At 67.9% G+C, this 14,241-nt stretch carries 16 protein-coding genes; 3 read left to right on the forward strand and 13 right to left on the reverse strand.

The features are described 5' to 3' along the window. Positions 1 to 8 precede the first annotated feature (8 nt). The 9 genes from ybgC to KAK88_RS15490 all read right to left on the reverse strand — a co-directional run bounded on the left by ybgC (position 9) and on the right by KAK88_RS15490 (position 6,933). Positions 9 to 470: a tol-pal system-associated acyl-CoA thioesterase gene (gene ybgC, locus KAK88_RS15450; protein WP_277928806.1), complete on the reverse strand. Its 462-nt coding sequence runs from the start codon at positions 468 to 470 to the stop codon at positions 9 to 11. A gap of 9 nt (positions 471 to 479) precedes the next feature. Further along, entirely contained in the window at positions 480 to 854 is a 375-nt protein-coding gene (locus KAK88_RS15455; RefSeq protein ID WP_242077304.1) for a hypothetical protein, read from the reverse strand. Between the two features lie 5 nt (positions 855 to 859). Continuing rightward, a complete protein-coding gene (locus KAK88_RS15460; protein WP_242077305.1) occupies positions 860 to 2,326 on the reverse strand; it encodes an alpha/beta hydrolase in 1,467 nt (488 codons plus the stop codon). A 57-nt stretch (positions 2,327 to 2,383) separates the two neighbouring features. Next, positions 2,384 to 3,415: a Holliday junction branch migration DNA helicase RuvB gene (ruvB, locus tag KAK88_RS15465; RefSeq protein WP_017506438.1), complete on the reverse strand. Its 1,032-nt coding sequence runs from the start codon at positions 3,413 to 3,415 to the stop codon at positions 2,384 to 2,386. Positions 3,416 to 3,605: 190 nt separating this feature from the next. Then, positions 3,606 to 4,223 (reverse strand): Holliday junction branch migration protein RuvA, encoded by a 618-nt coding sequence (gene ruvA, locus KAK88_RS15470; protein ID WP_242077306.1) that lies wholly within the window; start codon positions 4,221 to 4,223, stop codon positions 3,606 to 3,608. After that, positions 4,220 to 4,738: a crossover junction endodeoxyribonuclease RuvC gene (gene ruvC, locus KAK88_RS15475; RefSeq protein ID WP_242077307.1), complete on the reverse strand. Its 519-nt coding sequence runs from the start codon at positions 4,736 to 4,738 to the stop codon at positions 4,220 to 4,222. Before ruvC ends, ruvA begins: the two co-directional genes overlap by 4 nt. A 46-nt stretch (positions 4,739 to 4,784) precedes the next feature. After that, entirely contained in the window at positions 4,785 to 5,480 is a 696-nt protein-coding gene (locus tag KAK88_RS15480; RefSeq protein ID WP_242077308.1) for an MgtC/SapB family protein, read from the reverse strand. Positions 5,481 to 5,556: 76 nt separating this feature from the next. After that, a complete protein-coding gene (locus KAK88_RS15485) occupies positions 5,557 to 6,075 on the reverse strand; it encodes a hemerythrin domain-containing protein (protein ID WP_055753938.1) in 519 nt (172 codons plus the stop codon). Between the two features lie 84 nt (positions 6,076 to 6,159). Next, positions 6,160 to 6,933: a YebC/PmpR family DNA-binding transcriptional regulator gene (locus KAK88_RS15490; protein ID WP_045809692.1), complete on the reverse strand. Its 774-nt coding sequence runs from the start codon at positions 6,931 to 6,933 to the stop codon at positions 6,160 to 6,162. Between the two features lie 138 nt (positions 6,934 to 7,071). Here KAK88_RS15490 and KAK88_RS15495 point away from each other — a divergent pair, with 138 nt between their 5' ends. Continuing rightward, positions 7,072 to 7,272 (forward strand): hypothetical protein, encoded by a 201-nt coding sequence (locus KAK88_RS15495; protein ID WP_055753936.1) that lies wholly within the window; start codon positions 7,072 to 7,074, stop codon positions 7,270 to 7,272. Between the two features lie 9 nt (positions 7,273 to 7,281). Here the strand turns inward: KAK88_RS15495 and KAK88_RS15500 are convergent, their stop codons facing one another. Further along, positions 7,282 to 7,815 carry a MarR family winged helix-turn-helix transcriptional regulator gene (locus KAK88_RS15500; RefSeq protein WP_242077309.1) on the reverse strand — a complete coding sequence of 178 codons (534 nt, stop codon included), beginning with the start codon at positions 7,813 to 7,815 and terminating at the stop codon, positions 7,282 to 7,284. A gap of 48 nt (positions 7,816 to 7,863) precedes the next feature. After that, a complete protein-coding gene (locus KAK88_RS15505; protein WP_017506452.1) occupies positions 7,864 to 8,298 on the reverse strand; it encodes an acyl-CoA thioesterase in 435 nt (144 codons plus the stop codon). A gap of 135 nt (positions 8,299 to 8,433) precedes the next feature. Between KAK88_RS15505 and KAK88_RS15510 the strand changes: the two genes are divergently transcribed. Then, positions 8,434 to 9,564: a zinc-dependent alcohol dehydrogenase family protein gene (locus tag KAK88_RS15510; RefSeq protein ID WP_242077310.1), complete on the forward strand. Its 1,131-nt coding sequence runs from the start codon at positions 8,434 to 8,436 to the stop codon at positions 9,562 to 9,564. Positions 9,565 to 9,643: 79 nt separating this feature from the next. After that, entirely contained in the window at positions 9,644 to 10,249 is a 606-nt protein-coding gene (locus KAK88_RS15515) for a hypothetical protein (protein ID WP_242077311.1), read from the forward strand. Between the two features lie 4 nt (positions 10,250 to 10,253). Here the strand turns inward: KAK88_RS15515 and KAK88_RS15520 are convergent, their stop codons facing one another. Together KAK88_RS15520 and KAK88_RS15525 are read right to left on the reverse strand one after the other, a co-directional pair. Further along, a complete protein-coding gene (locus tag KAK88_RS15520) occupies positions 10,254 to 12,752 on the reverse strand; it encodes a S9 family peptidase (RefSeq protein ID WP_242077312.1) in 2,499 nt (832 codons plus the stop codon). Between the two features lie 100 nt (positions 12,753 to 12,852). Further along, positions 12,853 to 14,112, reverse strand: coding sequence for a hypothetical protein (locus KAK88_RS15525; protein WP_242077313.1), 1,260 nt, complete (start codon positions 14,110 to 14,112; stop codon positions 12,853 to 12,855). Positions 14,113 to 14,241: the final 129 nt, after the last annotated feature.

Genomic DNA, 14,241 nt, shown 5'->3' on the forward strand with positions numbered 1-14,241 from the left:
GCGCAATCCTAGTCGGCGGTCCCGCCGGCCGCCAGCCACGGCGTGACCTTCTCGACCAGACCCTTCGACGGCCGTCGCGGCCGCCCGTCCAGATGGATGCACACCGCCGTCACCTCTGCCCGGCACAGCACCTCGCCGGCCCGCTCCACGCTCTGGCGGATGATCAGCCGCACGCCCTTCACCTGCTCGTAAACGGTGCGCACCACCAGGGCGTCGTCGATCCGTGCGGGCTTCAGATATCTGATGTTCAGCTCGGATACCACGAAGGCCAGCGGCTCGGCCTCCTCCAGCAGATCGGCGTGCCCCACCCCGATGGCGCGCAGGAAATCGGACCGCCCCCGCTCGAAATAGCGCACATAGTTGGCGTGATAGACCAGGCCGGTGAAATCGGTGTCCTCATAATAGACGCGCACCGGCAACAGGTGATCGCGCCCCTCGAAACGGCCGGCGGTGGGTTGGTCGATGTTCATGGACGGACTTTAGCGCACCACCTGCGATCCCGGCCTCTCCAAAAGTCCGGGGCAGTAGCTTTGGCGCATTTCGCGAAACTCGGTCGGCAGGGGGTCGTCGCTGAACAGGATGCGGTTCGGGATGGAGACGAAGCCCACCGCGGGCCCTCCCGCGACGCGCCCGACATAGCCGCACACCGATCGCCTTTCGCCGTTCTCGGCGTAGCGCAGCTCGGCGCCGCGCCCCGCCTGGGTGCGGATCTGGCGCATCACCCGCGCGTCGGCCGGCTCGAGCGACGGGGTGTTTGACGGCTGCATCAGCACCCAAACGCCGACCGCGCAAAGGGCGAGAACCAGCGCCGCTGCGATCATCAGCCGCTGCTGAAGCCGGCTGCGATGGCGCATCACCCTCATGCGGCGGGCGCATCCAGGGTGAAGTCCAGCGGCGTGTCGGCGGCGGGCAGGCAGGTCCGATCCACCGGCTTGGACGGATCACGCAGGAAGTCACGCGCCATCTTGCGCGTGCAGGGGCTGGCGTTGATGACGCCGTGGGTCGCATTGGTCACGATCACCACCTGGCTGTTCGAATAGCCCTTGGCGGCGGCCTCGGTCAGCGGCGGCGGACAGCCCGGATCGATCTCGGCGGCGACGAACAGGGTCGGGATGTCGGTCTGGACAGGCAGATTCTCGATCGGCAGCGCCGGCCGTTCGCCCACCGCCGCGCAGACGTCGAACAGCCGCGACAGCGACGGAACCAGCACCTCGGCAACCGGATCGCCCGCCGCCCCGGCCGCCAGCCGCGCCTTGGATTCGAACGGCAGTTCTTCCTTGCACAGATGGGCCATGTGCTGGCCCTCGAAATAATAGGTGCGGTCCTCGGCGATCTCCGCGACCGGCGTCAGGTCGCCGGCGATGATCTTGTCCAGATCGATCGGCAGGCTGCGCACGCCCGTCGCGCTATAGGTCGTGTCCATCAAGAAGGCCGACAGGTCGTCGACGTTGAAGCTGCGCCCGTCCTTGCCTGTCACCGGTCCGGCCAGCCATTTGCGCGCCTCGGCCTCGAACCGCGCCTGAAGGTCCGGATGCTGCGCCGCGCAGGCCGCTTGGGCCGCGCATTTGGCCAGGATGATCTTCACCGCCGCCGACACCTGTTCAGGCGTGCCGACGGCCCAGTTGCCCTCGGGCGGCCAGGGGCTGTCCATCACGGCGGCGCGCACGACCTGGGGCTGGTGGGTGATGACCGCCGCCTCGATGCGCGGCCCGTACGATCCGCCCCACAGGTCGATCTTGGCCAGACCCAGGGCCTGGGCCATGTCCTTCACATCGTCGGCGATGGCGGCGGCGTTGTACTGGTTCAGGTCGATCCCTTGCGCCTGATACCCCTTCAGACAGGCGATCAGTCCGTCGCGGTCCTCGTCGGACGGCGGCCCCGCATCGGTCAGTTCGACGCCCGGACAGTCCATCGATGGATTACTCGCCCCGCCGCCCCGCTGGTCGAACAGAATCACGTCCTGATCCACCGCAAAGGCTTCCGAATTGCGACGAAGCGCCGCCAGCATCCGCCCCGCCCCCGGCGTCAGGGCGCCGCCCGGCCCGCCGTGGAACATCACCATCGGCGGCAGCGCCTGGCCCGAGGCGTCCTTGTAGGGCGCGCTGGCCTTGAAGATGACCACGGCGATATCGATGCGCCGATCGCTGACCGACCCGTCGCGCGCCTCGTCCACCGTCAGGGTCCCGCACCGCACCTCGCGCAGACCCGTCGGCCAATCACTGGGACAGGCCTTGTCGGTGAAGATGGGGGCCGCCGCCCTCGCAGACGGCGCCAGACCGGTCAGGCCGACCGCAAACGCCATCACGGCCAGGGTGCGCAGGATCATGGGACGACGGCTCCGGTTCGCCCCCAGCAAACCCCCGCCCGGCCCGCTTGGCAACGCCTATTCGAACAGGTCGCCCGGTACGGGACCGGCGGCCGGTTGCGCCGGCGCGCTGAGGCCCAGATGCGCATAGGCCTTGGCGCAGGCCATGCGGCCGCGCGGGGTGCGCATGATGAAGCCCTGTTGCAACAGATAGGGTTCGATCACGTCCTCGACCGCGTCGCGCGCCTCGGCGATGGCGGCCGCCAATGTGTCCATCCCCACCGGCCCGCCGCCATAGTTCTCGATCAGGGCCTTCAGGAAGCGCCGGTCCAGGCTGTCCAGCCCGGCCTCGTCCACCTCCAGCCGCGCCAGCGCCCGCGCCGCCACCAGTTTCGAAATCGTCTCGGCCCCTTCGGCCGAGGCGAAATCCCGCACCCGGCGCAGCAGGCGCCCGGCGATGCGCGGCGTGCCGCGCGCCCGCGAGGCGATCTCGCGCGCGCCGGCCTCGTCGATGGCCGCGCCCATCTTGCGCGCCGTGCCGCGCACCACGGCCGTCAGTTCGTCGGGGGTGTAGAACTCCAGCCGCAGCGGAATGCCGAACCGGTCGCGCAACGGCGTGGCCAACAGGCCCGCCCGCGTCGTCGCCCCCACCAGCGTGAACGGCGCCAGATCGATCCGCACCGAGCGCGCCGACGGCCCCTCGCCGATGATCAGGTCCAGCACATGATCCTCCATGGCCGGATACAGGATCTCCTCGACCTGGGGGCTCAAGCGATGGATCTCGTCGATGAACAGGACGTCGCGCGGCTCAAGGTTGGTCAGGATCGCCGCCAGATCGCCCGCCTTGGCCAGGATCGGCCCGGAGGTCGCACGGAACCCCACGCCCAGCTCGCGCGACACGATCTGCGCCAGCGTCGTCTTGCCCAGTCCTGGCGGTCCGAACAGCAACACATGGTCCAGCGCCTCGGCCCGGCCGCGCGCCGCATCGATGAAGACCTTCAGATTGCCCTTGGCCTGCGACTGGCCGACGAATTCCGACAACGTCTGCGGCCGCAGCGCGCGATCAAAGGATTCGCCGGTCTCGGCCTCGGGGGAGATGACGCGGGTCATGGCTGGCCCGAGTGGCGAGTGGGTGTTGAGTGGTGAGTGGCGAGTGGCGAGTGGCGAGTGAAGAGTGAGCTGGGAAGTGAGCGCAGGGGTGAGCGGATCCGAAAGACCGCCGACGCGCCGCAGCTCACCTCTTGCTCACTAGCACTTCTCACTTCTCGCCACTCGCCACTCGCCACTCGCCACTCCCTTCTCACCGCCCCAACTCCTGCAGCGCCGCACGGATCACCGCCGACAGCTCCGCATCTTCGCCCAAACGGATCAACGCCTGATCCACGGCCCGGCGCGCATTGACCTCGGCGACGCCCAGCCCAAGCAGGGCGGACACGGCCTCGCCGGTGATGGACGGAACGGGCGGTGCGATCTCGATGTGCATGCCGGGTGCGACAGGCGCAAAGCTGGCGTCACCCAAGGCCTTGCCCTTCAGCTCGGTCACGATCCGCAGCGCCAGCTTGGGCCCCACGCCGTTGGCCCGCGCCACCGCCGCCTTGTCCTCGCGCGCCACCGCCGACGCCAGTTCGCCGGGCGGCAGGACATCCAGCACCGCCAGCGCCGCCTTTGGCCCCACGCCCTGAATGGCCAACAGGGTCGTGAAGGCCCGCCGCTCGTCGCGCGTCAGAAATCCATACAGGCGCGGCCCCGCATCTTCGCTCCACTGGGAATGGACATGCACCGTCGCCTCGTCGCCCGGCGCCGGCAATCGCCCCAGAGTCCGCGCCCCGCACGACACGACATAGCCCACGCCCGCGCAGTCGATCAGGCATTCCGCCTCGCCGATCTCGGCCAGCACGCCTCTCAACCGCCCGATCACGCCGCCCCCCGGTGCATCGCTTCCAGCAAGGACCGCTTCCTGAGCTGCGCATGGGTGATCGCGACCGCCAGGGCGTCGGCCGCATCCGCCTTCACGTCCCCGGCCGTCGGCAGCAGCCGTTTGACCATGAAGGCGATCTGGCTCTTGTCCGCATGGCCTGCGCCCACCACCGCCTTCTTGATCAGGTTCGGCGAATATTCCGCCACCGTCAGGCCCGCCTTGGCCGGCGCCAGCATCACGGCTGCCCGCGCATGACCCAGCTTCAGCGTCGAAGACGGGTTCACGTTGACGAACACCTCTTCCACCGCCGCCTCCTCGCAGCCGTGGTCGGCGCAGATCGTTCCCAGCGCCTCGAACAGATGCAGCAGCCGCTCGCTGAACGGCGCGGTCTCGGGCGGGGCCACCACCCCATGCGCCACCCACCTCAGCCGCGCGCCGTCAGACGCGATCACGCCCCAGCCGGTGCGTCGCAGGCCGGGGTCCAGGCCGATGATTCTGACAGGGTCGTTCGCCATCCGTTCCCCTCATGCCGCAAAGAGGGTTATCGGGCAATGAACGGTTTCAGTCGTCGCGCGGGTCCAGGCTGTACGCGACCACGCCCGGTATGGCGCACAGCTGTTCCGCCAGCCGCTTCAGCTGACTTTCATCGGCGGCCTTCAATCGCCAGGTCCGTCGAATGGTATGTCCATCCAGCAGCTCGAATCGGTCGTGTCGCGCGTCCGCATCGATGGCTTTCAGCGCCGCCTCGATCGCCGGCTCCGGAGACACCTCGCGCCGCTCCCAGCACACGTCTGCGTCCACCACGGTGCGCGCCGGCAAGCGCCCGTTGATCAGCTTCAGCCCGATCAGGATCAGCGCCGTGACCACCGTCGCCGCCGCGCCCAGCGCATAGAGGCCCGCCCCGAACAGAATGCCGATCGCCGAGGTGATCCACAGCGACGCCGCCGTGGTCAGCCCGTGGATCGAAAACCCGGTGCGGAAGATCACTCCTGCGCACAGGAACCCGATTCCCGTTAGCACGCCGTGCGCCATCCGCGTCGGGTCTGTGACGATGTTCTCGTCGGGCAGAGCGCGGAACGCCCAATCCGCCTGCGACATGGCCGCCAGCATCAGCAGGGCCGACGCCAGGCTGACCAGAATGTGCGTTCTCAGGCCCGCCGCCCGACCCCGCCATTCGCGTTCGAAGCCGATGAGCCCGCCCGAGATCACCGCGCCGAGGATCGGCAGGACGGCGCCTTCCAGACTACCCAGATTCATCCGCGCTCAACGATGCGCCGAGCGCGGATGTTCCTTGGACGGACGATGCTGCGACATCGTGGTCGCAGCGGCCGCTTCAGCCGTGCTTTTCGATATAGGTCTCGGGGTCCTTGTTCACCGGCTTGACGCCGGTGATGTACTCGGCCTCGAAGGCGGCGAACTTCACCGCCAGCTCATGGCGCGTCTCGACGTCGGCGTTCATGCGGAAGTCAGTCAGCCCCTGCCGCTCTTCCTCGCCCATGTGTTTGGAGTTGACGACGTTCGCCTCGCCCACGGCGTCGAACCAGGCCTTGGTGCCGACCTTGTGCTTTTCGACCGCCTTGACCGCATCGCGCAGCTTGTTGTGGTCCTCGATGGCGTCTTCGGTCTCGCCCTCGACCGTGCCGTCCTCGGCGTCGTTGGCGCCCTCGCCCTGCTTCAGCAGCTCCGGATAGAAGAACCGCTCCTCGGCCTCGGCGTGCACATCCAGGAACGCCGACAACCGCGACCAGACGGCGCTCAGCGCATCGGTGTCCTTTGGGTCGATCTGTTCGATGATCGCAAACAGCCGACGCTGTTCGGCATGGTCGTCGAGGATCAGCTGGGTGATGTCCATAGGGGGCTCCAGGCGTAACGGTGAAGCCTCGTTACGCCCGGCGCACGACCCGGTTCCGTGCGAACGACTCGCGGTCGTTCGGGATCAGCCCGCGTACTTGGCCGCGTCCTCGTCGGAGATGTCCTCGTTCGAATAGACCGCCGACACGTCGTCCTCGGCGTCCAGCGCGTCCAGCAGCTTGAACAGTGTGCCGACGGCCTCGCCGGTCACCGGCACTTCGGACTGCGGCTTCCACACAATGGCGGTGGACTTGGGATCGCCCAGCACCTTGGACATGGCCTCGGCAACGTCGTTCAGGTCCTCGAAGGCGGTCCAGATCGTGTGGCCCGGCGCGTCCTCATAGATGTCGGGCTTGACCAGGTCGCTCTCGACGTCCTGGGCGCCGGCCTCGATGGCGGCCTCCATCACGGCGTCTTCCGAACCGGCCTCGGCGGCATAGGTGATCTTGCCGACCTTGTCCCACATGAAGGCGACCGAGTTCATCTCGCTCAGGGCACCGCCGTTCTTCTTGAAGGCCGCGCCGATGTTGGACGCCGCGCGGTTGCGGTTGTCGGTCAAGGCCTCGACGATGATGCCCACGCCGCCCGGGCCCCTGCCCTCGTAGCGGACCTCCTCCATCGTATCGACGTCGCCGCCCGAGGCCTTGTTGATCGCGCGCTGGATCACGTCCTTGGGCAGGCTTTCGGCCTTGGCGTTGTTCACCGCCAGGCGCAGGCGCGGGTTCGCCGCCGGATCCGGCAGGCCCGACTTGGCCGCCACGGTGATGTCGCGCGACAGTTTGGAGAACAGCTTGGAGCGCTGCGCATCGGCGCGCCCCTTGCGGTGCATGATGTTCTTGAATTTCGAGTGGCCGGCCATGGGATCGTCTTTTGAGCGTTCTGAACCTGAGCGGGCGGTCCTAAACGAAGAGCGTCATCCTGTCACGATAGGCAGCGGGGGTGGAACCTCGACCGTTTGGGCGTATTGATCCGGGCGAGACAGACGGAGCGTAAAGTCATGACCGCCGACGACACCATCTATGAAGCCGAAGGCTATATGGACGAGGACCTGCACGAGGCCGACATCGTCGAATGGTACGAAGCCCGCCCGGTCACCGTGTCCACCGCCGTCGCCACCGGCGCCATCGTCACCGCCTTCACCCTGGGCGCCCTGACCGCCGTCGGCGCGCTGTTCCTGATCGGCCGTCTGGACGACTGATCTATACGATTAGGCGTCCGGCCGTTCGGGCGTCTGCGGGATACGGTCCGTCAGCAGTTTCAGGACCTTGGCGGTGATGGCCAGTTCCTCGTCGGTCACGCCCGCCAGCAGTCGGGTGCGATCCTCGCGCGCCACACGATCGGAGGCGTTCAGCGCCTCTAGCCCCTTGGGTTCCAGCCGGATCAGGTTGGCGCGTCCGTCGCCGCAAAACGGATGACGTGACACCAGCCCCTCTTCGATCGACAGCTTGATGCGGCGTGACAGCGACGCCTCCGATATCCGCAGGATCGCCGCCAGCTCCGACTGCGTCAGCCCCTTGGGTTTGGACGCCAGAACATACAGGTGCGCGCGCTGCGCCGCCGTATAGCCTCGGCCGCGAAACAGCGCATTGGCCCGCGTGATCCACGCTCGCGCGACAAAGGCGATGCGCATGGATACGACCAGTTCCAGGCTTCCGCGCGGATCGTCCCCGGTCGTTGATGCATCTACCTCCGTAAGGCTCAGATAGAAGGCGTCATCGAGATCGGCGGGGTCGGAAGGCATTGGCATCACGCAAACAGGCGCTGGATTTCAGGCGAAAGGCGAAAGTCCTCACCCCGCGCGAAGATTCTCCACCACGCTTCTCAGTCGCGCCGGCAGCGGCTTGGGGCGGCGCGTTTCGGCGTCGACATAGACATGGACGAAATGGCCGATGGCGGCGGGAACGTCGACGCTGCGCTTGAAGACCGCAAACCCGTAGGTGACGCTGGAGGTGCCGATCGCATCGACCTTGATCCCCACCTCGATCACATCGGGAAACTTCAGCGACGAGGTGTAGCGACAGCCCGAATCCACCACCAGGCCGATCGATTCCGTCAGGGCATTGGCGATCAGCAGATGGGCGTTCACCGCCGAGTCGACGAACTCGTAGAATTTGGCGTTGTTGATATGGCCGTACTGGTCGTTGTCGGCCCAGCGGGTGGAGACCATGTGAAAGGCCTTGTAGGTCGCCCGTTGCGCCAGCGCGCCCTCGTCTCTTTTCGGCATCGTCGTCTCCCTCGGCGACCTGAACCGTCGCTCTCGATCACGACGCTCTAGCTTGGACGACGTTAGGTCAAGCGCCTATCGGTACACGCCTGATCACGAACGCGCTGGCCGCAGCGCGCGCCAAAGGGAGTTCCGATGACCCTGACGACCCGCGCCGCCGTCCTGTCTGACATGGGCGCCGCCCGCCCCTATGCCGACAGCCGCCCCCTGTCGGTCCAGACCGTCACTTTGGACCCGCCCTGCCCCGGCGAGGTCCTGGTCGCGATCAAGGCGGCGGGCCTGTGCCACTCGGACCTGTCGGTCATCAACGGCGACCGCCCCCGCCCCCTGCCCATGGCCCTGGGGCACGAGGCGGCGGGCGTGGTCGAGGCGCTGGGCGATGACGTCACCGATCTGGCCATCGGCGACCACGTCGTCATGGTCTTCATGCCGTCCTGCGGCCACTGCAACCCATGCGCCGGCGGCCGTCCCGCCCTGTGCGAGCCCGGCGCCGCCGCCAACGGCCGGGGCGAACTGTTGTCCGGCGCCCGCCGCATCTTCCGCGAGGGCGAGCCCGTCAACCACCACCTCGGCTGCTCCGCCTTCGCCGAGCGGGCCGTCGTCTCGCGCCGCTCCTTAGTCAAGATCGATGCCGACCTGTCGTTCGAGGAGGCGGCCCTGTTCGGTTGCGCCGTCCTGACCGGCGTCGGGGCCGTGGTGAACACCGCCCAGGTCCGCGCGGGCCAGAGCGTCGTCGTCATCGGCCTGGGCGGCGTGGGCCTGGCCAGCGTGCTCGGCGCCCTGGCCTCGGGCGCCAGTCCCGTCGTCGCCGTCGACCTGTCCGAGGACAAGCTGGCCTTGGCCCGCACCTTGGGGCCCGTCCACACGGTCAACGCCGCCGACCCCGATACGGTCGATCAGGTCCGCGCCCTCACCAACGGCGGCGCCGACGTCGCCTTCGAAATGGCCGGCTCGGTCCGGGCGCTGGAGGCGGCGTGGAAGATAACCAAACGCGGCGGAACCACCGTCACCGCCGGCCTGCCGCCGCCCGATGCGGCGCTGGCCGTCAATGTCGTCTCCCTGGTCGGCGAGGAGCGCACGCTGAAGGGCTCCTACATCGGAACCTGCGTCCCCAGCCGCGACATCCCCCGCTATGTCGCCCTGTATCGCCAGGGCCGCCTGCCGATCGATCGCCTGATGAGCGGCGTCATTCCCCTGGACGACATCAACACCGGCTTCGACCGCCTCCACGCCGGCGAGGTCGTGCGGCTGATCGTCAGACCCTGACGACACTGTAATCCCGCCGCCCGCTTTCGGCCGCAAATCCGCAGACCAATGTCCGCTCAAGCTTAAGCGGAGATCTCCCATGCGCCCGTCTCGCCTGTCCTGCGCCGCCGCGATGTCGGCCCTCGCCCTCGCCTTCGCCGTTCCGGCATTGGCTCAAGAGACTCCGCCTCAGAACAACGCCGAGATGGCCGCCATCTTCGCCGCCGATCAGGCCGTAAGGCAGAATCTGACGCCTGACTTTTTCAAAGACCGCGCCCGCGTCACAGCAATGCTCGCCGAAGACGCCGCGCGCCGGGTCCAGACCCGCGCCCTGCTCGACGCCGGCGCGCTCAGCACCGGCGAGGACTATCGCGCCGCTGCCTTTGTCTTCCAGCACGGCTCCACGCCCGAGGATTATCTGCTGGCCCATAGCCTGGCCGTCGCCGCCGTCGCCAAGGGCTCGCCCGAAGGCGCCTGGATCGCCGCCGCCACCCTGGACCGCTATCTGCAGATGACCGAAAAGGCCCAGATCTACGGCACCCAGACCCGCAAGACCCGCGACGCCCCGGCCACCCTCGATCCCTATGATCGCGCCTTGATCCCCGACAGCCTGCGCGCCGTCTTCGGCGTCCCGCCCCAGTCGGAGCAGGACGCGCGCCTCGCGGCCGTCAACGCCGCGGCGGAGGCCGCGGCGGCCCAGCCCTGATCGCTCAGTTCGCCGCCGCCCTTGGCGGGGCGTTCTTCACATATTGGTCCAGCCAGCGGGTCATTTCCCACAGGGTGTGGCCCACGGATTCCCGCGCGCGGTATCCATGCGCCTCCAGCGGCAGGGTGACGTAACGCGCCGTCGCCCCCAGCCCCTTCAGCGCCGCATAGAACCGCTCGCTCTGGACCGGGAAGGTGCCCGAGTTGTCGTCCGCCTCACCGTGGATCAGCAGGATCGGCTCGTTCAGCTTGTTCGCATAGGTGAAGGGCGACATCTCGGTATAGACCTCGGTCGCCTCCCAATAGTTGCGCTGCTCGGACTGGAAGCCGAACGGCGTCAGGGTGCGGTTATAGGCGCCCGACCGCGCGATCCCGGTCCTGAACAGGTCGGTATGAACCAGCAGGTTCGCCGTCATGAAGGCGCCGTAGCTGTGACCGCCCACGGCGATCCGGTCGCGGTCGGCCACCCCCATCCGCACCACCGCGTCGACCGCGGCCTTCGCATCGGCGACCAACTGCTCGACATAGGTGTCGTTCGGCTCGGCCCCGTCCTTGCCGATGATGGGCATGGAGGGGTTGTCGAAGATCGCATAGCCCTGCGTCAGCAGGAACAGATGGCTGGACCCGCCCGGCCGCACGAAGCGGTTCTGCACATCGACCGTCTGGCCCGCCACCGCCGCATCGGTGAACTCGGCCGGATAGGCCCACATCAGCATCGGCAGCGGCCCGTCGCGGTCCTTGTCGTAGCCGGCCGGCAGATACAGCGTCCCCGACAGCTTGACGCCGTCGGCCCGCTCATAGGTCACCAGTTGCCGCGTCGCCTCGGCCAGCTGCGGCGCCGGATCGGGGAAGTTGGTCAGCCGCGTCGTCTGGCCCGTCGTCAGGTCGCGGATCTGCAGGTTGGGCGGATCCAGCCGCGTCTCGCGCTGGGTCACCACCCGCTTGCCGTCCGCGTCCAGGAAACCGACCACCGCCTCGTAATCCGTATTGGCCGAGGTCCACAGCCGTTCGCTGCGTCCCGTGGCCGGGTCCATCGCGGCCAGGAAGGGGAACTCGCCCTGCGGCGTCGCGCCCGCGCCCGACATCAGGATGCGCCCCTGCGGATCGAAGCGAATCACCGAGCGCCCTTGGGCATTCGGCTGGGTCACCGGCTGGCCCGGATTGTCGTAGCGCGCCTGATAGTTCCGCTCCAGCAGCACCCGGCCCTCGCCCGGATTGGAAGGATCGACGACGAACCGCGTCTCGTGCCGGGTGTTGAACCAGCGGCTGTTGACGATGGCCAGGTCGTCCTTGCCCCAGACGATGCCGCCATACCGTTCCTTCAGGTCGATCAGCTTGACGGGCTCGGCCGTGAAGGGCGCGGCCTGCATGAAGACCCGGTCCCGGAACTCGGCCTCGCGGCGGATGTCGCCGCCGTCCAGCGCCTCGACCCAGGTCAGGGTCGCCGGCGCATCGGACCGCCAGCCCACCGAACGCGGCCCCGGCGCCACGGCGTCGAAGGCGGTCGGCACATCGTCCCTCAGCGGCAGGTCGGCGACTGTGCGCACCACGCGACCGTTCAGATCCGTCACCACGATCTCGGTCGGGAACAGGTCGTCCGGCACCGCATAGGAGTAGGGCCGCTTGGCGATCTCATGCAGGATGTATTGGCCGTCCGGCGACACCGACGCGTCCAGATAGACCGCCGGCGCCCCGATCGTCCGTGCACGGCCGTTCAGCGGAACCAGCGTCAGCTGGCTGGTGAAATAATGGTCGAACAGGGCCTCGTCGCCGGGGTTCGACAACAGGTCCTGATAGGTTCGCACCGGCGCGACCCGCCCGGCCGTCTCCTCGATGTTCGGCCCCGTGGGCGCCGCCGTCACGTCCGGCGCCGGACCGCGTCCCGCCGGCACCGCCTCGACCAGCAGGCCCGAACTGTCGGGCAGCCATTCATACCCCGTCCCGCCCGTCATATTGACCACCGGATCGGTCAGCTTCTTCGCCCGCGCCGAGGCCACGTCCACCACCCACAGCTCCAGCCCCGTCGGCCGGTCCAGCACGAAGGCCAGCGACTTGGCGTCCGGCGAGAACCGCGGCGCCGTGAACCGCGCGCCGTCGGGCAGGGCCACGACGCGAGGTTGCCCGCCGTCCACCGCCTGCAGGCTCAGCCCCGTCAGCCACGCCACCCGGCTTTCGGCCGCACCGTTGTTCCTGGGATTGATCCGCGTCCCCGCCAGCCGCAGCATCGGCTCGGCCAGCGCCTTGATGCTGGGCAGGTTCGACCGATCCATCAGCACCAGCGTCCGCCGATCCGGGCTTAGCATCGACGACGGCGTCGGCTTGGCGTCCAGGATGTCCGCGATCGGCGCCGGCGGCTGCTGATAGACCATCGGTCCCGCAGCCGGCGCCGCATTCTGGGCCCCCGCGTTCTGGGCCCCCGCGTTCTGGGCCAACGCCCCACCCGCCACGCCGCTCAGCAGCACCGCCGCCAGAACCAGCCCAAACCCACGTCCACGCATCATCATCGTCTGAAGTCCCCACAAATCCCGAACCCCAGACCTACCCCCGCCCACACGCCGACGCCAACCCGTTTTGGGTCAGGCGGTCATTAGGTCGCTGGCGGCATCAGACGACGATTTCCCCGAACGCCGGTTCGATCCCTTGCGTCGTTTCCAACCGCAGAACATAGGCGCCGGGCCTGAGCATCATGGTCCCCCGCGCCTGGCCCGGCTCCAGCAGAAAGTGATCTGCCGGGATGACCATGCCTTCCTGCATATGCAGCGCTTGCAAAAGGGCCGGCCCTTCAAAAGCCGGGATCGAGACCTCGGCCGCCTTTCGCAGGGGGTCAGCCGCCAGCCAGCCCGGCCGTCCAGCCACGCGCTCCAGTCTCGGATGAAAGACGCTCAGGTCCACTCGACCTTCGAAATCGCTGTTGGCGAAGGCGATCCCGTTGCGCGACACAACGATAGGCGCGGTCGGCTGGAAGCGCTTCAAGACAGCGGCGACATGCGGCGCATCGGCTTGCGGCCGCGTTGCAGGCCAGTTCCAGGACTGCTCGATGGTCAGGGGATCGATGCCGGCCAGCGCCTTCAGCCGAGCGGCGAACCACAGTCCCCCGCGCCCTTCAAGCTCCATGGCATGACTATAGCCGCACAAGACGAAGATCCGCGCATCCGGTCGGTCCTTCAGCACGGCTTCGACCAAATTTTTGGCCTGCGCCGCTTCTCGCGCGGCGATCTGCTCATCTCCTGACGCCGTCGCGGGCGGCCTCTGGTCCCACCGCCATTCGTAGTCCGCGAATGTGTAACCGAGCGCCGCCGCCTCCCTTACGGCCTCCGCATAGACCGGGTCGGCGATGTAGTATCCGAAACCGGAATGGAAGGGATCGCCGCGCTTGTATCTGCGTATCGTGGGCGCCGCCTCTTGCTGCGGCTGAACGAAGGTCTCGGCGGCGAAGGTGTCGAAACCCAGCGGCCTCAACGCCCGCATGACTCGCGTCGCGAAACCGCGATGGCCCGATATGTTGTGCGCCTCGTTGAGTATGACGATCTGCCTATCTGTCGCGGCTTCGACGATGGCGGACAGGGCATCGCGGCTCTCGGCATTCGACAGGTCTGGCAATTCGGCGTCGGCCGGCCGATCCTCTTCATCGCCGCCGATCGCCGTCGCCTCGTCGCCAAGAAAGGCGGCATACTGCGCCAGGAAGCCTCCCGCCGCCGGACGGCCTGCGGCCGCCTGCGCCTTCAGCTCGAGGTACTGCGGCAGATACCGCCCTTCGACCATGAACTGCTGATCGGCGCTCAATGGCGTCTGCGACCAAGCAGGTCGCACAGCCAGCGCGCCCGTTGCAACGGCCGCCAGCCCTAATCCTCGTCGTGTCAGCATTCGCCCCTCCATTTCCTTTAAATCGCAGGTTGTGCTTGGCGGAAGTATGGCGAGCTGTCGCCGCGTCAAAGGTTTGCGTGTGAACGGCGCCTCTTTCGGCCTTGTCGCGCATCGACTCGATTTCGACTA

It is taken from the genome of Brevundimonas diminuta (assembly GCF_022654015.1).
GTDB classification, from domain to species: Bacteria; Pseudomonadota; Alphaproteobacteria; order Caulobacterales; family Caulobacteraceae; genus Brevundimonas; species Brevundimonas diminuta_C.